This is a genomic window from Marinococcus halophilus, assembly GCF_002265875.1.
Classification (GTDB): Bacteria; Bacillota; Bacilli; order Bacillales; family Marinococcaceae; genus Marinococcus; species Marinococcus halophilus.
Window position 1 is genome coordinate 1 of the sequence record NZ_NPFA01000020.1, and the last position, 25,325, is coordinate 25,325.

At 39.6% G+C, this 25,325-nt stretch carries 29 protein-coding genes; 14 read left to right on the forward strand and 15 right to left on the reverse strand.

All coding sequences use genetic code 11. The annotated features are described in order from the left end of the window. The first annotated feature begins 419 nt into the window (after positions 1-419). Both CHL76_RS14635 and CHL76_RS14640 read left to right on the forward strand, forming a co-directional pair. A complete protein-coding gene (locus CHL76_RS14635; protein WP_094908961.1) occupies positions 420-746 on the forward strand; it encodes a PadR family transcriptional regulator in 327 nt (108 codons plus the stop codon). Next, a complete protein-coding gene (locus CHL76_RS14640) occupies positions 747-1,415 on the forward strand; it encodes a DUF1129 family protein (RefSeq protein WP_094908962.1) in 669 nt (222 codons plus the stop codon). It abuts the gene before it with no gap. An 84-nt stretch (positions 1,416-1,499) separates the two neighbouring features. Here CHL76_RS14640 and CHL76_RS14645 read toward each other — a convergent pair whose 3' ends face one another. Genes CHL76_RS14645 through CHL76_RS14655 form a run of 3 tightly spaced genes read right to left on the reverse strand, consistent with a single transcriptional unit; the run spans position 1,500 to position 3,028 of the window. Next, positions 1,500-2,396 (reverse strand): CPBP family intramembrane glutamic endopeptidase, encoded by an 897-nt coding sequence (locus tag CHL76_RS14645; RefSeq protein WP_094908963.1) that lies wholly within the window; start codon positions 2,394-2,396, stop codon positions 1,500-1,502. 44 nt (positions 2,397-2,440) lie between these two features. Continuing rightward, positions 2,441-2,722 (reverse strand): hypothetical protein, encoded by a 282-nt coding sequence (locus tag CHL76_RS14650; RefSeq protein WP_094908964.1) that lies wholly within the window; start codon positions 2,720-2,722, stop codon positions 2,441-2,443. A gap of 6 nt (positions 2,723-2,728) precedes the next feature. Beyond that, positions 2,729-3,028 carry a DUF2089 family protein gene (locus CHL76_RS14655; protein WP_094908965.1) on the reverse strand — a complete coding sequence of 100 codons (300 nt, stop codon included), beginning with the start codon at positions 3,026-3,028 and terminating at the stop codon, positions 2,729-2,731. Positions 3,029-3,257: 229 nt separating this feature from the next. Here CHL76_RS14655 and CHL76_RS14660 point away from each other — a divergent pair, with 229 nt between their 5' ends. From CHL76_RS14660 to CHL76_RS14675, 4 genes are all read left to right on the forward strand, one after another. Continuing rightward, positions 3,258-3,455: a helix-turn-helix transcriptional regulator gene (locus tag CHL76_RS14660; RefSeq protein ID WP_094908966.1), complete on the forward strand. Its 198-nt coding sequence runs from the start codon at positions 3,258-3,260 to the stop codon at positions 3,453-3,455. A gap of 7 nt (positions 3,456-3,462) precedes the next feature. After that, entirely contained in the window at positions 3,463-3,882 is a 420-nt protein-coding gene (locus CHL76_RS14665) for a hypothetical protein (RefSeq protein ID WP_094908967.1), read from the forward strand. Positions 3,883-5,093: 1,211 nt separating this feature from the next. Further along, on the forward strand, positions 5,094-5,360 hold the full coding sequence (locus CHL76_RS14670; protein ID WP_094908968.1) for an AbrB/MazE/SpoVT family DNA-binding domain-containing protein: 267 nt from the start codon (positions 5,094-5,096) through the stop codon (positions 5,358-5,360). Positions 5,361-5,380: 20 nt separating this feature from the next. Then, on the forward strand, positions 5,381-5,797 hold the full coding sequence (locus CHL76_RS14675) for a type II toxin-antitoxin system death-on-curing family toxin (RefSeq protein WP_094908969.1): 417 nt from the start codon (positions 5,381-5,383) through the stop codon (positions 5,795-5,797). 382 nt (positions 5,798-6,179) lie between these two features. On the opposite strand, the gene CHL76_RS14680 is transcribed toward CHL76_RS14675, so the two are convergent. The 7 genes from CHL76_RS14680 to CHL76_RS14710 all read right to left on the reverse strand — a co-directional run bounded on the left by CHL76_RS14680 (position 6,180) and on the right by CHL76_RS14710 (position 12,039). Beyond that, positions 6,180-6,959, reverse strand: coding sequence for a dioxygenase family protein (locus CHL76_RS14680; protein ID WP_094908970.1), 780 nt, complete (start codon positions 6,957-6,959; stop codon positions 6,180-6,182). A 61-nt stretch (positions 6,960-7,020) separates the two neighbouring features. After that, positions 7,021-8,223 carry an acetyl-CoA C-acyltransferase gene (locus tag CHL76_RS14685; RefSeq protein WP_094908971.1) on the reverse strand — a complete coding sequence of 401 codons (1,203 nt, stop codon included), beginning with the start codon at positions 8,221-8,223 and terminating at the stop codon, positions 7,021-7,023. 2 nt (positions 8,224-8,225) lie between these two features. Continuing rightward, positions 8,226-8,873, reverse strand: coding sequence for a 3-oxoacid CoA-transferase subunit B (locus tag CHL76_RS14690; RefSeq protein WP_094908972.1), 648 nt, complete (start codon positions 8,871-8,873; stop codon positions 8,226-8,228). Continuing rightward, positions 8,866-9,558, reverse strand: a complete 693-nt coding sequence (locus CHL76_RS14695; protein WP_094908973.1) for a CoA transferase subunit A — start codon at positions 9,556-9,558, stop codon at positions 8,866-8,868. Before CHL76_RS14695 ends, CHL76_RS14690 begins: the two co-directional genes overlap by 8 nt. Beyond that, entirely contained in the window at positions 9,555-10,397 is an 843-nt protein-coding gene (locus CHL76_RS14700; RefSeq protein WP_094908974.1) for an alpha/beta fold hydrolase, read from the reverse strand. The genes CHL76_RS14695 and CHL76_RS14700 overlap by 4 nt, the downstream gene beginning before the upstream one ends. Before the next feature lie 28 nt (positions 10,398-10,425). Beyond that, a complete protein-coding gene (locus CHL76_RS14705; RefSeq protein ID WP_094908975.1) occupies positions 10,426-10,893 on the reverse strand; it encodes a DUF3237 domain-containing protein in 468 nt (155 codons plus the stop codon). 21 nt (positions 10,894-10,914) lie between these two features. Continuing rightward, positions 10,915-12,039: a muconate cycloisomerase family protein gene (locus tag CHL76_RS14710; protein WP_094908976.1), complete on the reverse strand. Its 1,125-nt coding sequence runs from the start codon at positions 12,037-12,039 to the stop codon at positions 10,915-10,917. Between the two features lie 151 nt (positions 12,040-12,190). On the opposite strand from CHL76_RS14710, the gene CHL76_RS14715 reads away from it, so the two are divergent. The 8 genes from CHL76_RS14715 (at position 12,191) to CHL76_RS14750 (ending at position 19,927) form a co-directional block, all read left to right on the forward strand. Continuing rightward, on the forward strand, positions 12,191-12,979 hold the full coding sequence (locus tag CHL76_RS14715; RefSeq protein ID WP_094908977.1) for an IclR family transcriptional regulator domain-containing protein: 789 nt from the start codon (positions 12,191-12,193) through the stop codon (positions 12,977-12,979). An 18-nt stretch (positions 12,980-12,997) separates the two neighbouring features. Beyond that, positions 12,998-13,321 carry a DUF3870 domain-containing protein gene (locus tag CHL76_RS14720; RefSeq protein WP_094908978.1) on the forward strand — a complete coding sequence of 108 codons (324 nt, stop codon included), beginning with the start codon at positions 12,998-13,000 and terminating at the stop codon, positions 13,319-13,321. A 259-nt stretch (positions 13,322-13,580) separates the two neighbouring features. Beyond that, on the forward strand, positions 13,581-14,786 hold the full coding sequence (locus tag CHL76_RS14725; protein ID WP_094908979.1) for a 4-hydroxybenzoate 3-monooxygenase: 1,206 nt from the start codon (positions 13,581-13,583) through the stop codon (positions 14,784-14,786). Positions 14,787-14,810: 24 nt separating this feature from the next. Further along, complete coding sequence (locus CHL76_RS14730) at positions 14,811-16,301, forward strand: UbiD family decarboxylase (protein ID WP_094908980.1); 1,491 nt, start codon at positions 14,811-14,813, stop codon at positions 16,299-16,301. A gap of 24 nt (positions 16,302-16,325) precedes the next feature. Further along, complete coding sequence (locus tag CHL76_RS14735) at positions 16,326-16,904, forward strand: UbiX family flavin prenyltransferase (protein WP_094908981.1); 579 nt, start codon at positions 16,326-16,328, stop codon at positions 16,902-16,904. An 89-nt stretch (positions 16,905-16,993) separates the two neighbouring features. Next, the gene (locus tag CHL76_RS14740; protein WP_094908982.1) at positions 16,994-18,046 is read left to right on the forward strand and encodes a TRAP transporter substrate-binding protein; all 1,053 of its coding nucleotides are present in this window, start codon (positions 16,994-16,996) and stop codon (positions 18,044-18,046) included. A gap of 14 nt (positions 18,047-18,060) precedes the next feature. Continuing rightward, positions 18,061-18,633, forward strand: coding sequence for a TRAP transporter small permease (locus CHL76_RS14745; protein ID WP_094908983.1), 573 nt, complete (start codon positions 18,061-18,063; stop codon positions 18,631-18,633). Beyond that, positions 18,623-19,927, forward strand: a complete 1,305-nt coding sequence (locus CHL76_RS14750; protein WP_094908984.1) for a TRAP transporter large permease — start codon at positions 18,623-18,625, stop codon at positions 19,925-19,927. Before CHL76_RS14745 ends, CHL76_RS14750 begins: the two co-directional genes overlap by 11 nt. Positions 19,928-20,514: 587 nt before the next feature. Here CHL76_RS14750 and CHL76_RS14755 read toward each other — a convergent pair. The 5 genes from CHL76_RS14755 to CHL76_RS14775 all read right to left on the reverse strand — a co-directional run bounded on the left by CHL76_RS14755 (position 20,515) and on the right by CHL76_RS14775 (position 25,051). Further along, the gene (locus CHL76_RS14755) at positions 20,515-21,153 is read right to left on the reverse strand and encodes an HD domain-containing protein (RefSeq protein ID WP_094908985.1); all 639 of its coding nucleotides are present in this window, start codon (positions 21,151-21,153) and stop codon (positions 20,515-20,517) included. A gap of 223 nt (positions 21,154-21,376) precedes the next feature. After that, complete coding sequence (gene bioB, locus CHL76_RS14760) at positions 21,377-22,387, reverse strand: biotin synthase BioB (RefSeq protein ID WP_094908986.1); 1,011 nt, start codon at positions 22,385-22,387, stop codon at positions 21,377-21,379. Between the two features lie 3 nt (positions 22,388-22,390). Further along, a complete protein-coding gene (locus CHL76_RS14765; protein ID WP_094908987.1) occupies positions 22,391-22,987 on the reverse strand; it encodes a biotin transporter BioY in 597 nt (198 codons plus the stop codon). Between the two features lie 459 nt (positions 22,988-23,446). Continuing rightward, positions 23,447-23,842, reverse strand: coding sequence for a Na+/H+ antiporter NhaC family protein (locus tag CHL76_RS14770; protein WP_233133479.1), 396 nt, complete (start codon positions 23,840-23,842; stop codon positions 23,447-23,449). Between the two features lie 120 nt (positions 23,843-23,962). Continuing rightward, on the reverse strand, positions 23,963-25,051 hold the full coding sequence (locus CHL76_RS14775) for a PTS sugar transporter subunit IIC (protein WP_094908988.1): 1,089 nt from the start codon (positions 25,049-25,051) through the stop codon (positions 23,963-23,965). Positions 25,052-25,325 lie beyond the last annotated feature (274 nt).

The window sequence follows — 25,325 nt, forward strand, 5'->3', positions numbered from 1 at the left end:
CGCCCGGGCGGGCGCGACCCTGGAGAGCGTGTATAAAACCTACCTCGTGGCCTGACCCGCAAAGCCATCGGTTGGATGATATTGTCGATGATTTCCAATATTTAAATCCATGACCAGCATTTGTTTTCAAACCTGCAACAGTAGAGTTTAATTATTTTGTTTCCAAAAATAGGATACCCGAATGCTTTTTAAATGCTCAAAGCCGTTTGATTGAACCTCCTGATTTTTACCCTAAGGAACGCGGGCATTTCTTTATTTTGAAAACTGCTTATTGCTTTTTCTTTTCAAGTCTATTAGAATGCAACTACATTGTATAACAATATAGTAAAGAATCATCCATAGGAATTACTGAACCTGCCATATTAATGAAGGCAGGTTGTCGTTGACTAAGTATCATGCAAAACAAGGTAGGTGGAGAAATGAATGAACGGAGTCAATTGCTGAAAGGGATACTGGAAGGGTGTATCTTAGCCATTATTTCCCGCGAGACCGTATACGGATACGAATTAGCCGTTAAATTACAGCAGCAGGGAATCGACGTCAAAGAAGGATCCATTTATCCGCTACTGCTGCGCTTGCAGAAGGAAAAACTGATTCATGGAGAAATAAAAAAGTCGGACAGCGGGCCCAACCGAAAATACTATACGTTGACGTCGGCTGGCAAAGTTTCGTTAGACGCATTTCGGCAGAACTGGAACGCATTGAAACATCCCGTCGATCAATTACTGGATAAGGAGGAACCCTAAGTGAGTACACTCTTAGCAGAAAATAATGAAAAACGAGCGCAATTAAATGCAGAAAATAAAAAAGTGTACGAAGATATGCTGGTATACGTGCGCTTATCGTTTGATAAAAGCGAAGAGGAAACGGAAGAGGTACTAATGGAATTACTCGATCATCTTCTGGTTCTCCAGGAGGAAGGACGCGACAGCACGGAGTTGTTTGGTTCTAATCCCAGGCAGTATGCCCAGGAGATTTTAGGTGAGCTTCCCAAAGCCCTTCCAAACAAAATGATGGCCTTGTTTGGGATGGGAGTTAGTTATTTTTTGGGCGTCTATCTGCTTATTAGCGGCTTAATCCAAACGATTTTTTCCTATGGGTTTCATCAACTAGAATCAACGAAGACGTACAGTTTAGGAACGACCATCATCGGGATCATCGAGGGAGGAGTATTCCTATCACTTGCCGTTTACAGCGTATTTCGCTATATGCAATGGTCGTGTTTCCGAGAGGTTTCGAAACGAATGGAATACTTATTCTCGGTATTGGTGCTCGGGGTTCCGGCAGCTGTAGCTTTCGCCATGTATTTCTGGCTACCGTCGTTTGGCCCAAGCATGACGATTCCCGTCTACTGGCTGGCCATAACTGGAGCCGTTTTCCTCATGGTGGGTGAACTACTCAAGCGAAAATCATAACCGAAAGAGACAACGACATCCCTATTCGGATGCCGTTTTATTGGAGTTCGTATAGCTACTTATCGCTCAGAGAATCAACATTCCTTAGTCTCTCATGGAAACCTTTTTGATTCGGCGGATAAGAGTTTGGCGATAAACGATCACGAGCATTCCCGCATACCATAAAGCATTCATCCCCCACATGAGAATGACATATACAAACGAAGAATATTCCACGGTCCATACGGAAGTGTTCATCTCGAACGCATTCGTTTCTAAAGCAAATAGCAGCACCAGCAGAATATTGTTTATCGCGTGCGCCCCTATGGAAAATTCCAATCCATCAAAAAGGACCACAGCGTGGGTGTAAGCGAAGCTCAACAGAAGATAGCCGACGCCCACAATGACGGGATCAAACTGCATTTCCGGATTCCAAAAGTGCATGCCGGCAAATAATAACGTCACGGAAATCACGACTATGAATGGACGATGTTGGACGATGGTGCTAATCCATTGCATACAGAATCCACGAAAAAATAATTCTTCGGCTGTGGTCTGTATCGGAACGGTGACCACCATGATGCCTGCAAAGATCATAAATGTAGAAAAAGAAAATCCATTGAACGTGAACGCATGAGGAAAAAATAGCATGGTTAGACTGTATGTAAAAAGAATGCTTACTCCCACCAACAAGGCCCCGGCAAAGATGTTTGGCCATTGAATACGGGCATGGGGAGTGACTAACGAACGGAAGGGACGTTTGAGAATCGCCTTCGTCGCAATTACGTGCCCCAGGATAATTACGAAACTGAAATAGCCGATCACGAACACAAATTCCGTCAGGGCGGGAGAGACTGAGATAAAAGCGACACGCCTCCATTCTTGGAGAAGCCATGAATAGCTGGCTGCTCCCAATATCGTCATGAAAAGAATCACAATAAATGCTGCGATATAGCGTCGCTGTGTAGATGTTCCTTGAGTAGGGCGCAGAAAAGCATCCATGATCGTTCTCCTTTGTGTGACTGTGTCTACCTTTATTTTTTCGTTTAAGATAAATTCCGGGCCTTAATTTTCGTTTCTTCTCGTTGCTGTTTTTGATGCACGGCTTTTCGGCCATGATCCCACATGCCCAACAAAAAGGCGGTACCGCCAATTCCTGCAATTAGTATGGACCACATGGAGCCTTCCGTTTGCTGGGTGCTAAGCATAAGCACAAAGCCGAGAACATACAAGGTCGGCATGATAGCACCAGGCCAGGCATAGGTTAGTCGGGATAACACAAATTGCAATATTAAAATGAGGGCAGCTGCTCCGTACCAATACAACATCACGATCTACTCCTTCTGCTGATCTTTTTTATACTGATCGATAATCTTCTTTGCGATATCCAGGCTAATTTTGTCATCAATCACGAGGTTCCGAATCATCGTAATAAATTCTTGCTCTTCCTGAAGATGATGGGCATTGATTTTTTCAATAATGATATTTAATTTATTGCGTACCGTAGGATAGGATACTTCATACAACCTGGCTACTTCTTTGAGCGACCCGGAACTGGTGACGAATTGCCGGATAAATTCCAGGGATTCTTCATCTAACGCTCGTATCCAGGCGGGAATATTTTCCTCATCCATTGTTTTTCAACCTCCTTTATTGAATAATGTTAAATGAAAGTTTAACATTATTCAATAAAAAATTGATTTTCTTCGTTTCATAGTGATTGATTTAAATCTTAAAGAAAGCAAATATTTTTGTAGTTATCCTAAAAAAAGAGTTACCTTCTTTTTTAGGATAACTACATTTAAGAACAAGCATTTCAAAAATGTAATATATATGTTACATTTAGTGTTGGGAGGCAGCCTTATGGAAAACCGAGTCAAGGTGGTGCGTAAGCAGGCGGGACGAACGCAGCAGCAATTAGCAGATGATGTAGGGGTTACACGCCAAACCATTATTCTTATCGAAAAAGGAACTTATAATCCATCCTTGCAGTTATGCATCGCGCTTTGTGTAGCTCTAAACCAGACGTTGGACGATTTATTTTGGGTGGAAAAGGAGTGAGGTACTCATGCAAAAAATCAAGGATGAACGACTGCAGTGGAAAAACCTTCAAAATATTCGAGTTGCATTTGCCGTTCAAACGGTAGGAATTGTGAGTATTTTGGGATATGATCTGGTCACTTCTGGCATGGAGGGAATGAGAAATAATCCCTTATGGTTTGTATTTATTGTCACAAGTGTGGTGTTAGCCTATTTATCGATAAATATTAGTGTAGATCAAGAACGAACCAAGGCTTCTCCTCAAAAGAGCCGAAATAGAAATTTTGGCGTTTTGTTTTTTGTAGCTATTCTTTTAAGTGTTTTCACTGCTTTTCTGGATGGTTCTACAGTGATCAGCGGACTTATCATTGGACTTGTGGTTCTTGTATGCGGAGGTGTTCCCCTGTGGTATGTTTACTTGCTGCGGAAACGTCGGCAGGAGGAATAAATTCGTTTATCTAAAAATGAAAATAGAAAAATAAGTCAATCTTGACGAAGATTGGCTTTTTATTTGTTAGCATATCAAAAAGTACACTTAAAGCAGCAGAAATTAATAATAGCCTGAAAAAGATCTAGTTAACATTATATAAAGAGTCAAGAATATTCTATTTGATCTCAAAATGTGATTCTTATAGTTTTTACTTTTCCTTAAAAACGTCCGACCACTGTGGAATGAATATAAGAAAACAATACCATAACCTCATTATTATTATGAAACATGTCAAAAGTAATTATCATAGATTATGATACGTTAATTATGTTGATTATCGGCTCTAGTTTTAAATCTTAAGTAAATATTATTTTAGTTATTATTTAAGCTTGAAAAATTATTTTTTCACAAGAAATTAAAGAGCGAAGTGGTTTTGTAGCTGCGTTTACTCCAAGATGTTTTCAAAATAATATCAGTAGATAGATAAATCGACCGTGACCTGCTTTCCTGTGCACTTTCAAGAGAAAGCCTTCTCAGCAAGTATAAAGACTTTATAGCCTTAATCGCGTAGTCGGATAATTATCTGCCTTTTGCTATAGTACTACTTGTAACGAAAAAATGGCCCCAGTTTTCTAGGTGAATTTGGACTTGATTCGGTCACTGCAATGTTATCGGAGCTTAGTGTTTGTAAGTAGGTATACGTACAGAACTGCTCGTGTGAATGGCGGCCCGATCCACAATGATAAAGTTGTGCATGGAAACTCGAAATAGAGATTGCTTTTATTCGAGCGACAATGGTTGGTGATGATTATGGATTGTCAAGTCCGTTGGCCAATGGAAGTTTCTTTTCGGCTTCGTACTGATATTCAAAAATTTCACAGACTGTAATAATTCACCCTGTTTAATTCTCACTTTAAAGATTTCCAACATTAGGAGCAATCGTCGGTAAAAGATATTTTCTACCAGATACCTAAGGAAATACAACATTTCCTTAGAATTTGAATCTGTTTCTGGAATTTGCTTTATTAACTTTAAAATTTGAAACTATAGGTATTCCTTTAATGATATTGTTAAATTATAAAATAATTATGGTATGTGAAATTAAAAAGCTAGTTTGTCAATTTTAAAAATTGTATTAATAGTAGTTATTATATATACTATACTTATAATATGTACTTTAAACAATGATTAACAAGCACCCTTTTCAAATATGAAAGGAGGCGTCTAAGATGGCGCAAGCAGAGAAAAGATACACTCGTCGATTAAACCAATCAGGAAATAGTCTTTCCGCTGGAATACCTAAAGCAATTGCTGATCAGCTAGAATTGGCCAAGGGCGATGAACTTAATGTCTATTATAATGAAGAAACTGGGGAAATCATTATGAAAAAAGCGAATCGTTCCTTACCGGAAGGCGTACGGCCAGACGTTTTACAAGCAATGAATCGTGCCGTAGATAAATATGACGACGCTCTTCGTAACTTAAAAAATAGGTGAGAGCTTGGAGGCAATAATTTATGGAGGTATTTTACTTTTCTGAAGAAGAAATCCTCTTCATTCATTACACTGTTATGGAAATGTATAACGACAGCGATCAAGCAGGGGTTAAACAATACGAGAGCTTCCAAACAATGTTGCACCGACCAAAAACTGAACTATACGGTGAAGAAATGTATCCTTCTATTCCCGAGAAAGCTTGCTGCTATTATCATTCCATTGCTAGGGGCGGTCATATTTTTCGAAATGGGAATAAACGAACGGCTTTAACAGTTTTCGATTCCTTTTTAACCCTTAATGGCTACAAGCTTACACTTACCTCCAAGCAAGCAGAAGATTTTACTGTTTATTTAGCATATGATGATAAATTCAAAGAGAATGATTGTATTCAGTATATAATAGAAGAAATAGGGGAATATATTCAACCTCTAGTATGACCATCCTTTTAAAAAGGGTGGTCATACTAGAGTAAACAAAGCTTAAATGTATTTTTTGTTGAAATTTAACTGTTTCAAGCTTTTTCAGTACAGTTTTTTTCGCCGAGAATCGAGCTGTGTTGCATTTAGAAATAAAAACCTGGGTTGTAGTCTTCCAATTACAAATCTCAGCTTTCTGTAAACAAACCAAAATAATGTTTTATATATTTTACATTTACATAAACGTTTCAGTATATGTAAATGTAAAATATATAAACTGTTAGTTATTTAAAACAACAAGAATATTATACATAAAGGGAAGAGGCCTTAGAGACGTCACTCTTCCCTTTATAATCATTTATTTATATTACCGCAAAGTCTCTACTAATCTTTAAACATTATTTTATTCTTTTCTCATTACAAAATCTAATGAAGCTTCATTATAATCACCTTTACGTTCAAGTTTCGTTAAAAGATCATCACGTACTCCTTCAGCAACGTCTGTTTCAAGGTATTCATCACCGTCAAAGAAAACCTGTGTGATCAATGTTTCATGACCATCGGCGATGAACATGATATGAAGATGGGCAGGTCGCATAGAATGTTGTTCTGTATAAGCCAGAAATTCTCCTGTAGGGCCATCCACCGGAATGGAATATGGAATCGGAGTTATAGTTTTCACTTCAAATTCGCCGTTTTCATCCGTATAAAAGTGCCCACGCAAATTGTAATCTGGAGCATCGGAATCAAAGTTAGAATACTTTCCTGAAGCATCATCGTGCCACATTTCTACTTTTGTATTAGGTAGGACCTTTCCATCGACGTTTTTAACTTTTCCTTTAAAATAAAGTGTTTCTCCAGGTTCGTTGGGACGCCGGGGCAATTCAAACGGCTCTCCGTTTTCATTCTCAAGCTTAGGCGTTCCTTCTACAAAATATGGTCCTAATAGTGAAGGTTGAGTGCCAGGTAAATCTTTATACATTGCATTCAAAACGTGAGTTTCTAAAAAAACGTCAGCAAATAGCGGTATTTCTCCCTTTTTCCCTAAACGGTCCGCCCAATTTACAAAGTTGGTATACTCTTCATGATTTAATTGTGCTTCGTCAAGAAACCCTTTCATGTGTTGAATAAAAAGATCAAAGACTTCTTCTACCCTTGTATTTTTTGCAGTATTTGGATTCATTCCTATTTCCTCCTTTAAGATAATAAATATGCGCATGTTCATTAACCGAACATGAGAACGCTTAATGAACGTTTTCAATAACTAATGAAATACCTTGTCCCACACCTATACACATGGTTGCTAATCCAAGTTCTGTATCTCGGCGCTTCATCTCATATATCAAAGAAGTAAGTATTTTAGCACCGCTTGCTCCTAATGGATGGCCAAAGGCGATAGCTCCTCCATTAACATTTACTAATTCAGGATCCAACTGTAACTGTCGAATGCATTCCAGAGATTGAGAAGCAAAAGCTTCATTTAGCTCTACTAGTCCAAAATCAGAGACATCAAATTGGTGCTTATGCATAAGCTTTTTCGTTGAGGAAATCGGCCCCAACCCCATCACCGATGGTTCTACTCCTGCAGTTGTAGAAGCTCGGAAGCGAACGAGTGGAGTCAATCCCCATTCTTTAGCCTTCGAAGCGGTCATCATTAATAAAGCGGCGGCACCGTCATTTACTCCCGAAGCATTACCAGCAGTAACTGTGCCATCCGTGAATATCGCCGGAAGCTTTGCTAGTTTTTCCATTGTAGTGTTAGGCCGTGGATGCTCATCAGTATCAATGATTAAATCATCTCCACGTTTTTGCTGTTGTATAAGAGACATGATTTCTTGATTAAATTTATTTTCATCCATTGCTTGTTTAGCTTTTGTTTGACTTCTGAAGGCAAAAGCATCCTGCTCTTCACGGGTAATTTTATATTGTTGAGCTACATTTTCTGCTGTTCCAGGCATAGAATCGGTGCCGTACATCTCTTGCATTTTTGGATTAACAAAACGCCATCCGATTGTGGTGTCCTGAAGCGTCATATCTCCCCGTGGGAATTCCTTTTCCGGTTTTGCCATCACAAAAGGAGCTCGGCTCATGCTTTCTACGCCTCCAGCAATAATTACTTCTGCTTCTCCAGAAAGTATAGATCTAGCCCCCATACTTACCGCATCAAGACTAGAGCCACAAAGCCGATTAATTGTAGTCCCGCTGACATTTGTAGGTAAACCGGCTAATAAGGCACCCATACGAGCTACATTCCGATTTTCTTCACCGGCTCCGTTTGCATTTCCAAAAATAACGTCATCAATTTCATCCGTGGGCAAAGAAGGTTGTCTTTCTATAAGTTCCTTAATAGTGTAAGAGGCCAAATCGTCTGGGCGAAAATGTTTCAATGCTCCGTTATATCTTCCAATGGGGGTACGTAGTGCATCTACTATTACTACTGACTCCATCGCTATCCTTCTTTCTGTAACAGGCTTGGGTGAACCTTAAATGAGAAAGCTGTTTTCTCTTCAATTTCGCTTATACTCGAACCGGACATCACTTCAATTAATTCATATTTCTCTTCTGACCATTGAAATACCGCGTGTTCTGTAATAACCATGTCCACAATGCGGTTGGAGGTTACGGGATATTCACACTGGGGCACAAGTTTGGAGGAGCCGTCTTTCGCAGTGTGATTAGTAGTAATAATGATCTTTTTTGCTCCCACTAATAAATCCATAGCACCGCCAACACCGATAATGTCTTTGCCTGGCACGGACCAGTTGGCAACGTGACCTTCTTCGTCTACCTGCAGCGCGCCAAGGATCGCGGCATCCACGTGGCCGCCCCTTATCATCGCAAACGAGGAAGCACTGTCAAAATAAGAAGCACCTACACCTTCACCGACAGGCTGCTTACCGGCGTTTACAATCAACGGATCAATATCTTCCTCATCTACGGAGGTAACCCCGAGCATCCCGTTTTCGGTATGAAGGTAATACTTTTCCTTGTCCAGGTAATTTGCTACCAGGGTTGGAATCCCAATACCAAGGTTGATGATAGAGTAGGGCGTTAAAGCTTCTGCAGCCCTGCTGGCAATAATTTCTTTACTACTCACGTTCTACCACTCCTTCTTTTGTGAGGGTGTAACGGCTTTTCACTACTGCATCTACATATATGTGGGGAGTAGCAATTTCCTCCGGTGACAATTCGCCGTCCGGCACAATTTCATCCACTTCAGCGATGACGTAGGAGGCGGCGGAAGCCATATTCGGGTTGAAATTTCTGGCCGTTTTGTAATATACAAGATTGCCCTTAGCATCCGCTTTTTCTGCACGAATGAGAGCAACATCGGCTTTTAAAGCTTTTTCAAGCACATATTCTTCTCCGTCGATGAACTTGGATTCTTTGCCTACTGCCAGATCCGTCCCTGCCGCTGTTTTAGTATAAAATCCGCCTATGCCCGCTCCACCAGCTCGAATAGCTTCAGAAAGCGTTCCCTGAGGGAGCAACTCTAATTCCAATTTTCCAGCGTTGTACCATCCTGCCACTTCGCGATTACTGGTGAAATAAGAGCCAATAGCTTTTTTTAGTTTTCCTTGCTGAAGAAGCTTTCCTAAGCCTTTACCGGTTTCGCCCACATTATTACTGATAACGGTTAATTGATATACGTCATGTTCAATTAATGCTTCAATAAGAGTTAATGGACTTCCAACAAGTCCAAACCCTCCTACCATAAGGGTATCTCCGGTTTTCACTCGTTCTTTCACTATATCTACGCTTGTCATTTCTGTTAAACTCATGCTTTTCCTCCTTTCATTAAAAATGACTGAATAACTTGAAGGATATCCTCCTGTCTGTTAAAAACCAGTTCATAGTGATTTGCCTCGGAGTGTTGTATTTGAGCTGGTTTCAAAAGCCGCTGTAACGACGTATATGAGTCTTCATTAAATAAAGAAGAATTCGTTCCCATTGCTCCTTCCGCAATAACAAGTAAAGTTTCACATTTGATTTGGGGGAAAACTTCTTCGGCCGAAAATTTGAAAAAACTTTCAAAATCCTGTTGAATCTTTCTAATGTCAGATTTATGCTTCCAATAATTATCAGTTGGTATGACTTCATGTTTGGAAGCCGCTTCTACCATCCCGTCCCATTCAATTCCAAGGTTTTTATAGATGTCTTTAGTGTTCGCTAAATAATCACGTTCCGAGTCATATTCTTTCTCCAATCGTGAAAGAGAAGGGATAATTTTCTGACGTTGCTCTTCTCCAACCTGACCAGCTCCATCTAAAAGAACTAATTGCTGCACGTCAGGTAACTTACTGGCCACGAGTGCACATATATAACCACCCATGGAATATCCGATAAGGATAGGCTTAGAAATCTTTTCGGTTTTGATCAAACTTATTAAATCGTCAGCATGAGTAAATATAGAAGTGTCGGAAGAAGCCTGGGTACTATCTCCGCGACCACGTAAGTCATACGAAATGGTATGAAAATTTTCGGCTAACGTTTCTTGGTAAAAATGCATTTGCTTATGATTCCCTGTCAAGCCGTGAACTAAAATAACAGTCTGATTTCCACTCCCAGCTTTTGAAATGCATAGTTCTGTTTCTTGCTCTAACGCTATATTAGTTGTCATTGTCCGTACCTCCTTTAAAGCTCCTTTATTACTCTACAAGATAAAGATCATATTGTACCTTTCCTGGCAATCGGATGCCCGTTGAGATAAACACACGATTATTTAGCCAGTTATATCGCTCCGAAGAAGTTTCAAAAATGGGAACCGTCCTGAAGTAGTATTCTGTGGGATTCACTTCTTCATTGTTATCCAATCGCTTAAGTACTTCTGGAGAGCCTGTCCGAATACCCCGATATGTCATCATAATGATATCGTTGTTATCAGCTGCTAAAAGGATACGCACATCCTGTATGATCGTTCCATCTTCGCGCACCGTGATCCAGTCATCTCCCCCAGGGATTACGTCAGCATTTAAATGATCTCCAGTAATACTCCCTCCAGTGACGCGAATAATCCTCCGGTCACCGTTATAGGTTTGCCCCGGTAAGTGCGGTCTTTCCACCGTCAGCTCCATGCGGCCGATTAACATTAATTGGGGAAAGGGCAAAGAATTCATAATAATACCTCCTGATTTCATTCATAAATGTATTTTTCTGGAGTAATGAATAATTTTATTTTCGTCTATTTCTATCCCTAGTCCCGGGCCTTCAGGAATACGAAATTGAAAATTCTCATACTTTATTGTATTGAATGAGATCTGCTCTTGATAAAGCAGGGGGCCAAAAAGTTCCGTGTCAAATGCAAAAGTTGGCATAGTAGCATAGATATGTGCTGCCGCTGCGGTCCCGAGGGTGGTGTCAATCATAGTTCCTCCGTAGAGTTGGAGACCGGCACTTTCTGCGATTGCTGCAGCTTTTTTTGTTTCCATTAAGCCTCCGTGTTTTGGTACTTTTAATGAAATAGAATCTGCGCTATGATTCTTGGCAATACGAAAGATATCTTGAATAGAACGAGCAGATTCATCCGCCATAATTGACAAAGAAAATTTTTGTGTTAAACGTTTCATGCCTTCTTCATTCCAATCTGGAAGCGGCTGTTCTACCATCGCCACACCCCCATCTTGTAAAAAGGGCAAACATTCGTTAGCAATTTGCTCGTCCCAAGCCTGGTTCACGTCTACAGTAATTCGGACATTATCGCCTAAAGCTTTTTTAATATCGAGTACGTGATAAACATTTTCCATAGGATTTCCAGACCCAATTTTTAATTTGAATATGTTATGACGCTTTTGATAAAGAAATTCCTGAGCTTCTTCAATATCTTTAGATGTATCTCCACTCGCCAATGTCCATGCCGTCTGCAGGGTGTTTTGCCTCTTACCTCCAAGCAATTGATAAACTGGAAGCCCAACCTGTTTGCCATATAGGTCAAGCAGAGCACTTTCTACCGCCCCCTTCGCGAAACGATTGCCCTTTATACGCGTATGAAGGGTTTCCATTAACTTTCCATATGAAGAAGGATCTTGTCGTAATAAATGGGGGACAAAATACTGCTCCAAATTGATTTTAATAGCTTCAGGTGTCATTTCTTCATAAGATGCTCCCCCAATCGTAGCTGCTTCACCCCATCCGCTTTCTCCTTCTTCATCGGTTAACTTAATAAATACAACTGTTTGTGTCGTAATTGTATGCATAGACAACTGATGGGGACGTACGATAGGGAGGTCTACAAGATAAACGATAGCGTTTTGAATCCTTGACATTAATACCTGCCTCCCAACATTTAGTAAGCGTTTTCAGTTCAGTTCAAAAAATATATTTATGATTGACAAACCAAAAATGAATTTGTACGATATACGTACATTAAATAATATTTCGTACAAGTTATTTTAATTTAAACAGGCGGTGTTTTTTATGTCAAGGCACAAAATGCAAATTAACCCCGCTGACCGTGTACAGTCGTTAGAAAAGGGGCTGGCGGTTATTCAGTCATTTTCTCAGGAACATCCTACACTTACGGTCAGCCATGCTTCAAAATTAACGGGATTAAATCGTCCTACTGTTCGAAGAATTATGTTGACCCTAGAAGCTTTAGGATTCGTTCAGGCAGACGAGGGTCATTATTCATTAACAGCAAAAACACTCACACTTGGATATGCCTATTTGTCATCACAAAATTTATGGAATTTTGCTTATCCAAAAATGAGAGAGTTTGTTCAAGAGACAGGGGAATCGTGTTCTATTTCTGTATTGGAAGAAACGGATATTATTTATGTGGCTAGGGTACCAGCAAAACGCATTATGAGTATTAACATCGATATTGGTACAAGATTACCAGCCTATGCTACGTCTATGGGACGTGTCTTGTTGGCACATTTGAATGAAGAACAGCTTGAAGATTACTGGATTCATGCTAAGCTTGATCCGATTACCGACCAAACCATTACGAATATGGAGGCATTAAAATCCATCATCCATGAGGTACGTATAAATGGTTATGCCCACGTAGAAAATCAATTAGAACAAGGATTACGATCTTTGGCTGTTCCTTTGACTAATCGGCATGGGGAAACCGTAGCGGCTATTAATTGTTCCGTCCATGCAGGCAGAATAACCGAGGAAGTACTTCTTTCTACATTCCTCCCACTTTTACGGGCAACAGCACGTGGGGTGTCGAACGATATCATAGCTCATCGACAATAAGTTATAGGGGGGACCATAATGACAAACGTTTTAGTTACCGGCTATGCGAAAGCTCCTCAAGGTACAGCCATGGCCGAAACTTATAAATATATCGGCATCGTTTTGGAAATCGACCCACACTCCGACGTTATTCAAGATGCTGAATTTACGTTTATAGCAGATCTAACAAAATCTTTTTTTCGAAAATTAGTCGTTGGCTATGATATGTCTCAAGGGGTAGAGCATCTTATTAAACACATTAGCCAGAGTTATTTTGCTCCTTCGTTAAATTCTATTAATGTGGCGATGAAAGCCGCTTTTCGACGTTATTATGAAAATAAAAATAAATTATCTTCTGAATAAAATAAAATTTGACATAATTAAATAGCTAGTGTTAACGTTTACAACAAATTAAACAGTGTGATGTCATTACACAAGAAAAATGGTTTTTTAAATGATAGGGCCGTTCACGCTCTATACTATTTAAATTCCTCAGTTTTTCTGGCAGTAATTACAACTAGCATTTATGAGCTTTCGTCTAATTGCTATTTGATTTATGCCGAAAACTGAGGTTTTTTTATGCGTTTTTATGTAAGCGTTATCTAAAGAAAGGATGAGGAAAATGAATACAAAAATAGCTATTATTGGAGCTGGACCTGCTGGACTAATGCTCTCCCATCTACTTGCCCAGAAAGGTATTGATTCTGTAATTTTGGAGCGTCGTTCACAAAAAGATATTGAAGAAACTGTTCGGGCTGGAGTTTTGGAACAGGGAACAATCGAGCTTATGCGTTCTGTTGGATTAGAAGAGCGCATGAATCAGATTGGTTATAAACATGAGGGAATTAACATACAGTTTAACCAAGAAAGGCATCGAATTGATTTTCCTTCTCTAACCAATCAAGAAGTCATGGTGTATCCGCAACATGAAGTCATTAAAGATTTGTTAAACGCCAGACAGAAAGAAGGAGCGTCAATCTATTTTGAAGTAGAAGAGGTAGAACTATTTGATATTGAGTCTAAGACTCCTTCCGTTGAGTTCACCCAATACGGAGAAAGGTATTCTATCCATTGTGACTACATTGCAGGTTGTGATGGATTTCATGGTCCTTCACGGAAAGCTATTCCTTCGGAGCAACTGAAGGAATATGAACACACTTACGATCATGGATGGTTAGGGATTTTAGCTGAAACAGCTCCTGCTAGCGAAGAACTGGTTTACACTCATCATCCCAACGGTTTTGCCTTATTAAGCACACGCACTCCTACTCTTCAACGGTTCTACCTTCAAGTAGACCGCACAGATCATATTGATAATTGGTCTGATGAGCGAATTTGGGAAGAGTTGCGAACACGTGTCGATTTAGGAAATGGCCCAGAGCTACAAGAAGGAAGAATTACTTCCAAAAATATTGTCGCAATGAAAAGTTACGTTTGTGAAACGATGCACTACGGCTCCTTGTTTCTTGCCGGCGATGCAGCTCATATTGTTCCACCTACAGGTGCTAAAGGCATGAATCTTGCCATGAGTGACGTTCAAGTGCTTGCTCAAGGATTAATCGAATATTATCAAGATAACCGCGAAGAACTTTTAAATAGTTACGAAGCCATTGCATTACGCCGAGTGTGGAAAGCACAACGATTCTCCGCATTTATGACAAAACTTTTACATCCAGAACAGGGCGCAAGCCCTTACGAATTAAGGCTTCAGGAAAGTGAGTTGGATTACCTAGTATCTTCTAAAGCTGCTCAACAATCGCTTGCTGAAAATTACACAGGGCTACCCATTGAATGGGAAAAAGGCAAAAAAGATACAATCTTATCTTAAGCATTTACTTCTAGGAGGCTAACTATGAAAGGCACACAAACAGAGGTTACGGATCTGCGCTCAGCGCTGGAAAGATTGAAAGAAACCCCCGGGCAACTAATTGAAACGAACGTGCCTGTAGATCCACACGGGGAATTATCTGGAGTTTATCGTCATGTAGGAGCAGGAGGGACGGTCAAACGCCCAACACAAATCGGACCAGCCATGATTTTTAATGATATTAAAGGCCATCCTGGTGCTCGTGTTGTTAATGGCTTACTGGCAAGTCGGGAAAGAGTAGGAATGCTGCTTGATACCGATCCAGAACGGTTAGGCCACCTACTAAATGAATCAGTTAAAAACCCTATTGAACCAGTAACAGTTCCGAATCATCAAGCACCAGCTCAGGAAGTTGTTCATCGCGCAGATGATCCTGACTTCGATATTCGGAAACTTGTGCCAGCTCCTACAAATACCGAAGAAGATGCCGGCCCCTATATTACTATTGGGATGTGCTACGCTTCGGACTCAGAAACAGGCGAATCTGATATGACTATCCATCGCCTCTGTTTGCAAAGTAAAGACGAAATGTCTATGTATTTCGTACCCGGGGCTCGTCATCTTGACGTTTTTCGTAAAAAAGCCGAAGCAGTTGGGGAGGCACTGCCTATATCTATTAGTATAGGGGTAGACCCGGCAGTCGAAATTGCCACAAGTTTTGAACCTCCAACGACTCCCCTAGGTTTTAATGAATTAGAGATTGCTGGTGGCATAAGAAAAAAAGCAGTAGAACTCACTGATTGTTTAACAATTAATGAAAAAGCTATAGCGAATGCGGAATATGTTATTGAGGGTGAACTTATTCCAAATAAACGAGTACGGGAAGATCAAAACACAAATACTGGAAAAGCTATGCCGGAATTTCCTGGTTATACAGGTCCTGCTGTGAAAGAACTTCCAGTTATTAAAGTTAAGGCAGTTACGCATCGGAAAAACCCTATTATGCAAACAGTAATAGGGCCAAGCGAAGAGCACGTTACAATGGCGGGCATACCTACAGAAGCGAGTATCATGCAAATGATTGATAAAGCTATGCCTGGTCGTCTACTAAATGTATATGCTCATTCCTCAGGCGGAGGCAAATATATGGCTGTTCTTCAATTTAAAAAAACTCAGGTCAGCGATGAAGGAAAGCAACGACAAGCTGCATTATTAGCATTTTCGGCTTTCTCTGAATTAAAGCACATTTATATTGTAGATGAAGATGTGGATCCATTTGATAGTAATGATGTTTTGTGGTCAATGAATACACGCTTTCAAGGCGATGTAGATACCATTTTCCTTCCAAATGTTCGTTGCCATCCTTTAGATCCATCACAAAGTCCAGAGTATAACCCACAGTTAAGCGGAAAAGGACTTTCCTGTAAAACGATTTTCGACTGCACTGTTCCTTATCACATGAAAGAAGAATTCAAACGAGCAGAATTTACAGAAGTCGATCCTACGAAGTGGGTGCCTGATCTGTACAATAAATAACAAATAAAGAGAGAGGGATACCCATTGAGACTAATCGTAGGTATATCTGGAGCTACAGGAGCCATTATTGGGATTCGCATTCTTGAATTATTACAACAAACGGATATAGAAACACACCTCGTTATTTCGGCGTGGGGAAAAACGACAATTGAATTTGAAACGTCTTTTACAGTTAAAGAAGTAGAAGCACTGGCAGACTATTCGTATTCTCACAAAGATCAAGCTGCTAAGCTTTCCAGTGGCTCTTTTCAAGTAGACGGGATGATCGTAGCCCCTTGCAGTATGAAAACTATTGCATCAATACGTATGGGGCTAGCCGATAATTTATTATCACGAACAGCTGATGTAGTGCTGAAGGAAAGAAAACAACTATTGCTATTAGCAAGAGAAACACCCTTGAATACTATTCATTTGGAGAACATGACAGAACTCTCTCGAATGGGAGCCATTATTTTTCCAATGATGCCAGCTTTTTATAATCACCCGAAAAATATTCAAGATACCATCGATCATTTAGCTTATCGAACGTTGGATCAATACGGAATTTCATTTACAGAAGCAAAAAGGTGGAATGGAATAAAAGAAGGCAGGTCGTCCATATAAAATGAGGGAGCATTGCTTCCTCTAACTAACAATTGTAAACGCTTACTCAATTATTATACTGAATTTTTCGACATTAGGAGGGTTTAATAATGAAAAAATGGAAATGCGTCAGCTCCATTTTGATAACAGGGCTGGTACTACCATTGATGGCCTCCTGCTCTACAGATGCACAAGGAGAAGAACAACAAGATCTAACGTTCACTATGGGCCATATGGATCCTCCCCATCATATTCAAGGCACCGAAGTTATGGAGCCGTTCGACGAGAAAGTTGGAAAATTGACAAATGAAAAGGTTAATTTTCAAATATATCCCGGGGGTGCGTTAGCTGGTCCTGATGAAACGTACGATAATATCGAATTAGGGGTCATGGAATCTGGAAGAGGGCTTCAAGGGTATAATGCTGGAAAATTTCCTGTTTCCGCAGTAATGGAAATGCCGTTCCTCGCCCAAGGTAGCGCTGAAGAAATGAGTATCACCTTTCAGCAATTGTATGAAGAATTTCCAGCTATTCAGGAGGAATATGAGGGAACAAAACCCTTATGGCTTCACACCTCTGACGCTTATGCCATCATTACCAAAGATGAAAAAGTCGAAAATTTTGAAGACGTGAAAGGCATGAAAATACGTTCTCCCTCTGTTCAAACAAGTAATATGATTGAATCTTGGGGAGCAACGTCTGTTTCTCTGCCTGCTCCAGATATTTATGATTCTATGCAGAAAGGTGTTATCGATGGGGCTATTATTCCTGTAACAGCTATTGAAGATTTTAATCTTTACGATGTGGTTGATTACGTTACCATCGGGGATTTTAATACAGCTTTATTTTACGTAACGATGAATAAAGAAAGTTGGAACGAAATACCGAACCAAGATCAAAAAATCATCGAACAAGAATTACTCGGGGAACCAATGGCATCTTTAGCAGGGCAAAAATTTGATGAATTAGAACAAGAGACAGAAGTAGAAGCAAAAGAACAAGGCATTGAATTTTATGAACTTCCCGAAGAAGAAATAAATAAATTCGAAAATGCTTCAGAAAACGTTACTCAAAACTGGATCGAAGATATGGAATCTCAAGGAGTCGAAGGACAAAAGATATATAATCGAGCAGAAGAACTTATGACTGACAATGACAAATAGACAGGGGGCAGATTATGAAATCGGACACCAGTAAATCAATTGTACGGGAATTTGATACGCCTAAAGAGCAAGATAAACTAGCTCAAATCACTAACAATCTTGAAAAAATAGCATATTTCTTTAGCGAAATATTGCATAAAGTTTCTAGTGTAGCGCTATTTGCAATGATGATTCTCACAACATGTGATGTAATTGGTCGTTATTTTTTTAATCAACCGGTTACCGGGACTTATGAACTTACTGGGCTGTTCTTATCCATTATCGTATTTTTAAGTTTAGGAAAAACACAATTATGGAGAGAACATATAGAAATAGATGTACTAACTAAAAGGCTTCCATTAAAAATTAGGGAAAGTATTCACGCATTTGGCTCCTTTTTGTTAACTGTATTGCTTATTGTTACTACAGGATATACTACAAATTATGCTTGGCGGGTAGGAATGAGTGGAGAGACCAGTGGTGATCTACAACTTCCTTTGTTTATTTTTATCCTCTTCGCTGTAATCGGTTTGCTGTGCTTTACTTTAACCATGCTTGTAAAGGCTTTACATTCTACGCTATTGGTGGTGAGCCGAGATGAGTCCTGAACTCTTAGGTATTTTAGGCGTTGCCTTATTATTTGTGTTCATTTTATTTCGTATGTCGGTTGGTTTATCACTATTTATTGTTGGTTTTTTAGGGGTCTCTGCTTTGACTACATGGGATGGGGGACTAGCACGTTTAGGAACTTCTATGTTCGTGACAGCAAACGATTATAGCTTAAGTGTTATACCGTTGTTTGTATTGATGGGAATGTTTTTGTCTAACACCGGCTTAGGAAAAGACTTATTCAAAGCTGCTGATAATTGGATGGGGCACTTGCGCGGAGGTCTTGCTGTTGCTACGGTAGGAGCCAGTTCAATTTTTTCCGCCATATCGGGTTCTGCTAATGCTACTACAGCTACATTAGCGCGAATCACTATTCCCGAAATGAAGGAATATGATTATAAAACAACTTTTTCTACGGCAGCTGTAGCTGCTGGTGGAACGTTAGGTTCACTCATCCCTCCAAGTGTGATTTTGTTAATGTACGGAGCTTTAACTTCCGAACCTATAGGTCCGTTGTTAATAGCGGGGCTAATACCGGGCATTCTTTTAACAATTTTGTTTATAATTTTGATTAATGTTCAAGTGCGCTTAAATCCAGAAATTGCTCCTAAAAAAGAGTCCAACTCCGCCTGGAAAAAGAAAATTTTTTCCTTGAAAAGCGTATGGCCTTTCCTCGTTGTATTTTTTATCAGCATCGGAGGTATTTATTTTGGGGTATTTACTCCTAGTGAAGCTGGCGGCATTGGAGCCATAGGGGCATTTTTATTAGCTCTAGTGACCAAGCGCTTGAGCTGGAAAGGATTATCAACTTCTTTGGACGAAGCAGTACGTTTAACCGTTATGCTATTTTTAATATTGATCGGAGCTTCGCTATTTGGAGAATTTTTAGCTTTGAGTCAGCTTCCTATGGGCCTAACCTCGTTTGTACAAACACTTGATGTATCTCCATATGTTATCTTGGCCGTAATTTTGTTGATTTATTTTATTCTCGGTATGTTTATGGAAGGTATTGCCATTATGGTATTAACACTTCCGATCGTTTATCCAATGATTACAGATTTAGGATTTGATGGTATTTGGTTTGGCATTATTATGGTTATGGTAACTAATACAGCTTTATTGACCCCTCCACTAGGGTTGAGCGTTTATATTATCAGTGGGATTGTTAAAGACGTATCGATTGAACGAATATTTAAAGGAGTAATGCCAGCCGTTTTTACAATGGTTCTATTTACTATTTTGCTCATAATTTTTCCTCAAATAGTGACATATTGGCCTTCGTTAATTCAATAAAATGAATTTTTAACTTTAAATTTATTATTTCAAGATTATTTAGAATGAAAACCACGATCTAAAGGAATTGAAATTCCTCTAAATCGTGGTTTATTTATTATTATTAAAATTTCTTCTTCCTAAGGGTAGCGAAAGACGAATCGCAATTCGAGGTATTAATTTTTGGAGAAACGCTTTCTGTATGCCATATAAACTTACCTGTAAAACCATATACTAAGCTGATAATGATTACTAAAAAGTGATGCCTTAAAAATGGTAAATAAGCTAAGGTTTCCACTCCAAAAAGGGAGTTCGGTGACCTTTGTTTATAATACATTATTCGTTTTTATAGTTTTTCGATTTTTTCTTTCATCTTTTTTCATATTGCCAGCTAAAAACAATACCCTGTCAAAAAGGGGAAAAGAAATTATTTTATCTCTTTATTGTTTTGCTTTTTATTTTGAAAACTAATTCATTCTTATTTTTATTTATAATCTTTATCAATGTTAAATGTTTATAGAGCACAGCTCTTAAAACAACTAAGCATAAAATCAAAACCCTCAGTTTAATGTTAAAACTAAGGGACTGAAAATAACAGATGGGAAGATCTAGCTATCCCATTTTGAACGTAATATACATGAACAAAAATTATTCTGAGGATATTCTGGTTCGAAATATTTGATAACGTCCGATTTTATATTTCCAAAAGTTGTTTCAGGCTTATGCTTAAACCCATCGTAAAAAGCTTTTATAACATCATGCTTAAAATCTCCTCTAGGAAATTTATTGACTATTGCTTTTCTTATATCATTAGCATATTGTTCCCAATTATCTCCCATGACATCCATACCTACGCCATGGTACAACAATGCCACGTTATCTTCTTTGTGTTCGGCTACTCCTAATGTTGTGTGTAAAGCAATAGCATCCCAAGCTAGTTGTAAATCATGCTCATGATAATTATATGTTTCTAAAAATTGTCTTACAGTATTAGCGCCATCTACTTCAAACCTTAAGTCACTACTACTGTACTGTTCTGTTAAACCTAAATCATGAAACAAAGCCGTAATATAAAGCAATTCCTTATCGTAATTCAAATTATCTTGCATACCTTTTATTTCTCCAAATAAATAAACTCTATTTGAATGGTTCCAAATTAACTCATTACCATATTCTTTTACGATGCCTTGTGCGTCTTGAATAATTTTACTATCTGGCACTTTAATTTCGTCCAAATTACTAATCATTAGAAAGACTCCTTATAAAAATATAATATAAATATTTTCCCCATTAAAAGTTTTTGCTAAACCTTAAATAGTTAAAGCGTTCTTCCGTTTAAAAAGGTACAATGGCTTCGATCTTGGTATTCGCGTTTTTTAACAAGGCAAGCTTTGGCTATTTACTTTCAGCTGGCAGCAAGAACAGGGAGAAGCTCTTTTGCGGCCACGGAGCAGGAAACTATCTATGTGCTTATGAAGAGTACATTTCAGCACTTTGGGTAAACGCGTTTTCTTCGATTCTAAACCCGGCGTCCTCAATCATTTGAAGATCTTTTTTCCACGCCTGTCCCGGCGTTGTTAAATAATCGCCCAGAAAAATCGAATTCACCGCATACAAAGCAAGCGGCTGCATGCTCTTTAAATTTTCTTCGCGTCCGCCGGCTGCCCGGATTTCTTTTGAGGGAAGAATCATTCGGGCAAGCGCTAAAATGCGGAGGCACTCCTCTGGCCGTAGGCCCGGCTGGTGTTCAAAAGCTGTACCCTCAATCGCATGAAGAAAATTCACTGGCACGGAATCAGCACCGATCTCTTTTAAGGCATACAATACATTGATAATATCCTCGTGGCTTTCCCCCATGCCGGCGATTAATCCCGAACAGGGGGAGATGCCTGCCCGGATAGCTTCATTCACCGTTCCCGTCCGGTCTTCATATGTATGAGTGGTAACAATATTTTCGTGAAAACGTTCCGAAGAGTTGACGTTATGGTTGTAACGGTCTACACCAGCTGCTTTCAGCCGCTTGCCCTGACCTTCCTTTAAAATTCCCAGGCAGGCGCATACTTTTAACTGGCTCGTGGCTTTAATTTCTTCGACTGCTTCTTCCACGATCCGAAGCTCTTTTTCTGAGGGACCGCGACCGCTTGCCACAATACAGTAGGTCCCGGCTCCACGCTTTTCCGCCTCCCGGGCTCCCTGGACGATTTCTTTGGAGGGCATCATACGGTATTTGGAAATTACCGCTTTGGAATCAATGGACTGAGCACAGTAACCACAGTTTTCCGAGCAGAGACCGGACTTTGTATTGATGATCATATTTAATTTTACTTGGTTCTGATAGTAATGCGATCGGAGCAGATAGGCCGCTTCCAGCTGCTCAAGCAGCCGTTCCCCAGGTTCCTTTAGAAAGGCAGCTGCTTCCTCCCTTGTTAAATGTTTTCCTTGTTGTATTTCTCTGGCCCGTTCAATCCAGAATGTGCCCATGGGTTATGCAGCTCCTTTTGATGAGTTTGTTCCTCGTTCTGTTTTTCGTAAAATACGCAGAAGGCGGCGCGCCAGCCAGGCTGCTCCCACAGCTAATAGAATATCCTTCGGCATCGGTGCAAGCATCCACAGCCAGGCCGTGGTGTACGAAAATCCGCCCGGAGCGGCAAACCACCATTCGTAGGCCATATACATCCAATTCGTCCCAACGAGGTAATTCAGCGCTGTGCCTATAAGTGCGGCTGCACTAAAGGCCGTGAGTGAACGTTTTTGTTCGGATAAAACACCAACTACGTAAGCTACAAGAATATAAGAAAGTAAAAAGCCAAATGTCGGTGAAATGACCGCATCAAGTCCTCCCGACCAACGGGCAAATACCGGCATCCCGGCGAGACCGGTCAGCAGGTACAAAACCATAGCAAGCGGAGCATATTTTTTGCCGAGCAGCAGGCCGGCTAAAATACATACCGCTGTTTGAAGCGTAATTGGTACCCCGCCAATCACAAAAATCGGAGCGATGGACGTGATATTTGCTCCAATCATCATTAAAGCCGCAAACAAGGCGGCTAAGACAAAGCCGTGTAGTCGTGACTGAATCATGAACTCCCTCCTTTTGTAGTACGTTAACAAAGATGTTTCTTTCACAACAAAATCATTTGCCCATTAGTATATAGGGACAAAATCATATTGTAAACCAAATAATTAAAATGGTTAACAAAATTACTTTCTCTAAGTTAACCACGTCGTTAAATTATGTTTTCTAGTTAGCGTTGGGTTGGGAAAAAGTCTAGGCACCAGTAGGGAAGAAATTTTTATAGGAGCAGTATATTTTTCAAAAATGTCATTACTTTTAGTTAGCAGAAGCTAAAATCACTGAATTCTATTAATAAAAAGAAAAAACGGACTAAAGAAATTAATTCTCAGCCCGTGTTACTTTATTGTTTTTAAGCTTTCTTTTTCCCAGAAGCAGAAATAGAGGATTTCTCAGATGGTTGTTCTATTTCTGGTGAGGTAGCATCTGTATACCATATAAATTTGCCTGTGAAGCCATAGACTAAACTAATTATGATTACTAGAAAGTGATACCATAAAAATGGTAAATATGCTAAAGTAGCTACTCCTAATGTAGCCGCCTAAATACGCCACCAACAGGCCAGGGGACCATCGGAGTCGTAATAGTTCCTCCAGCCTTAGTATTTCTTGATAAAACACGTTTCTCAATACCTTACTTTTCGTAGTTTTTTCTGTTATTTTATTATCTGTGATAATAGAAACGTAAGCTGCGCCCCCGAAGAATTTGCCAAATAAAGCGGATAACATGGTAGATGTAGTTAATTTTCCAGAATTTGTTGCCCATTTCGCTAGTGTGTTTCTGATGGTCCTTAATACTCCAATGGATTCCATCAGTCCCCCTAAACCAAGTGCAAGCAGGATTAATAAAATCACTTCCAGCATTGATACAATACCGCCGCTATTTAGTAGATTATCAATAAATAGAATAAACCGGTTAAAAGGAAGAGGAGCCCTGAAATAATAAACGCTGGTACACTCACATACAGCATTTTAATTTTTAATTTACAGAGATGATTTTTCAGTTTGTATGTTTTTACCCGGTACCTTTATTTTCATGTCAGGTTGCTTGTTTACTTCAGAATTTCTTAATTCATTGGCAGTCATGATTGAATAATTCCTAAAAACAAAGGCTCCTGCATAACCAACACTTAAACTTAAAATCGCACATATACTGGCTGCTAAAATAACCTGTCCGGCGGGATTATAAGCAAACATGACGGCTAACCCAGCAATGGGGGTAGCAGAACCCGAAGCTTCATTGGTCATGGCTAATAAAGAAATCACAACGCCACTTGCAGCGCCCCCGACAAAATTTGTGATATACATAGGAATTGGATTGGCAGATATAAGATCTGCTTGAGTCAGTGGTTCAATCGCGACAGATAAATTATCTTTTTTGTCTCCAAACTTCATCTTCTTGAAAAAGATAAAATTCATGAAAGAAGACCCAAAAACGGCCAAGGCTCCTATTGCCATAGGAGTACCTGTTAACCCCAAAACTGCTGTTAGCGCCATGGAGCTTAAGGGTGCTGTAGCTACGACAGTGATAACGCCGCCTAAAATGATGCCCATAACAATGGGGCTGGATTGCGAGGTAGACACCAGTATATCACCAATATTTAAAAGGGTGGCATCAACCACCGGGCTAACACTTACCCCGATTAATCTACTAAGAGGGGCTGCTAGAATAATAATCACAATTAAATCTAACCCATTCGGAACCTTTTTTTCTAAGTACTTTACTACGAAGGCTACCAAATACCCTGCTAAAAAACCAGGAAGAATACCTAGGTCTGCACAGGCAATACCCACTAACACAGCATAAACCGGTGATACTCCAAGTGCTAAAGGAACGAGAGTAGCAGCTGCCACCCCTCCTAAACTCCCATTCGCTTCACCGACTGCTTTAAGAAAAGGGATATTTAACACATCTCCAAAGAAAAAAGCATGAAAAGCTTCAACCAAGAAACTTGCACAGGCCGCAGCAGCCAGTGCCCCCATCGCTTTATTCCCCTGAGGAGCTTTGTAATTGAACAAAGTAAAAAAAGCCAACACCAAGAACAATAATAGGACCCCAAACATCAACTCCATACATTCGCCTCCCAATGATTGATGACAAACGCAAAAGTAAGCGTTATCATTTTTCGATTGCAAAAATTATTTAACTTTTATTTCACAGGGTATTAAACTTAAATGTTTTCCACTTTTGTACCGAAACTTATTAAGAATGTTCATATAGTCATCTTTTTAACTCGTTAGTTATAGCATATTCTTTTAAGCATCAATGTAAATGTGCACAAAGCATGTAGGTATTTCTTTTATTAATACGTTGAGAAACATTTCCGAGTATTTTGCTGACCTTTAT

What these genes read in the sequence shown, in the direction of transcription:
- CHL76_RS14635 (WP_094908961.1), top strand. Translation starts at nt 420, where the DNA reads ATGAATGAACGGAGTCAATTGCTGAAAGGGATACTGGAAGGGTGTATC.
- CHL76_RS14750 (WP_094908984.1), top strand. Translation starts at nt 18,623, where the DNA reads ATGAGTCCTGAACTCTTAGGTATTTTAGGCGTTGCCTTATTATTTGTG.
- CHL76_RS14745 (WP_094908983.1), top strand. Translation starts at nt 18,061, where the DNA reads ATGAAATCGGACACCAGTAAATCAATTGTACGGGAATTTGATACGCCT.
- CHL76_RS14655 (WP_094908965.1), bottom strand. Translation starts at nt 3,028, where the DNA reads ATGGATGAGGAAAATATTCCCGCCTGGATACGAGCGTTAGATGAAGAA.
- CHL76_RS14710 (WP_094908976.1), bottom strand. Translation starts at nt 12,039, where the DNA reads ATGTCAAGGATTCAAAACGCTATCGTTTATCTTGTAGACCTCCCTATC.
- CHL76_RS14725 (WP_094908979.1), top strand. Translation starts at nt 13,581, where the DNA reads ATGAATACAAAAATAGCTATTATTGGAGCTGGACCTGCTGGACTAATG.
- CHL76_RS14695 (WP_094908973.1), bottom strand. Translation starts at nt 9,558, where the DNA reads ATGAGTTTAACAGAAATGACAAGCGTAGATATAGTGAAAGAACGAGTG.
- CHL76_RS14770 (WP_233133479.1), bottom strand. Translation starts at nt 23,842, where the DNA reads ATGCTGGAAGTGATTTTATTAATCCTGCTTGCACTTGGTTTAGGGGGA.
- CHL76_RS14645 (WP_094908963.1), bottom strand. Translation starts at nt 2,396, where the DNA reads ATGGATGCTTTTCTGCGCCCTACTCAAGGAACATCTACACAGCGACGC.
- bioB (WP_094908986.1), bottom strand. Translation starts at nt 22,387, where the DNA reads ATGGGCACATTCTGGATTGAACGGGCCAGAGAAATACAACAAGGAAAA.
- CHL76_RS14720 (WP_094908978.1), top strand. Translation starts at nt 12,998, where the DNA reads ATGACAAACGTTTTAGTTACCGGCTATGCGAAAGCTCCTCAAGGTACA.
- CHL76_RS14715 (WP_094908977.1), top strand. Translation starts at nt 12,191, where the DNA reads ATGTCAAGGCACAAAATGCAAATTAACCCCGCTGACCGTGTACAGTCG.
- CHL76_RS14765 (WP_094908987.1), bottom strand. Translation starts at nt 22,987, where the DNA reads ATGATTCAGTCACGACTACACGGCTTTGTCTTAGCCGCCTTGTTTGCG.
- CHL76_RS14755 (WP_094908985.1), bottom strand. Translation starts at nt 21,153, where the DNA reads ATGATTAGTAATTTGGACGAAATTAAAGTGCCAGATAGTAAAATTATT.
- CHL76_RS14680 (WP_094908970.1), bottom strand. Translation starts at nt 6,959, where the DNA reads ATGAATCCAAATACTGCAAAAAATACAAGGGTAGAAGAAGTCTTTGAT.
- CHL76_RS14700 (WP_094908974.1), bottom strand. Translation starts at nt 10,397, where the DNA reads ATGACAACTAATATAGCGTTAGAGCAAGAAACAGAACTATGCATTTCA.
- CHL76_RS14665 (WP_094908967.1), top strand. Translation starts at nt 3,463, where the DNA reads ATGCAAAAAATCAAGGATGAACGACTGCAGTGGAAAAACCTTCAAAAT.
- CHL76_RS14685 (WP_094908971.1), bottom strand. Translation starts at nt 8,223, where the DNA reads ATGGAGTCAGTAGTAATAGTAGATGCACTACGTACCCCCATTGGAAGA.
- CHL76_RS14675 (WP_094908969.1), top strand. Translation starts at nt 5,381, where the DNA reads ATGGAGGTATTTTACTTTTCTGAAGAAGAAATCCTCTTCATTCATTAC.
- CHL76_RS14705 (WP_094908975.1), bottom strand. Translation starts at nt 10,893, where the DNA reads ATGAATTCTTTGCCCTTTCCCCAATTAATGTTAATCGGCCGCATGGAG.
- CHL76_RS14660 (WP_094908966.1), top strand. Translation starts at nt 3,258, where the DNA reads ATGGAAAACCGAGTCAAGGTGGTGCGTAAGCAGGCGGGACGAACGCAG.
- CHL76_RS14775 (WP_094908988.1), bottom strand. Translation starts at nt 25,051, where the DNA reads ATGGAGTTGATGTTTGGGGTCCTATTATTGTTCTTGGTGTTGGCTTTT.
- CHL76_RS14740 (WP_094908982.1), top strand. Translation starts at nt 16,994, where the DNA reads ATGAAAAAATGGAAATGCGTCAGCTCCATTTTGATAACAGGGCTGGTA.
- CHL76_RS14670 (WP_094908968.1), top strand. Translation starts at nt 5,094, where the DNA reads ATGGCGCAAGCAGAGAAAAGATACACTCGTCGATTAAACCAATCAGGA.
- CHL76_RS14650 (WP_094908964.1), bottom strand. Translation starts at nt 2,722, where the DNA reads ATGTTGTATTGGTACGGAGCAGCTGCCCTCATTTTAATATTGCAATTT.
- CHL76_RS14730 (WP_094908980.1), top strand. Translation starts at nt 14,811, where the DNA reads ATGAAAGGCACACAAACAGAGGTTACGGATCTGCGCTCAGCGCTGGAA.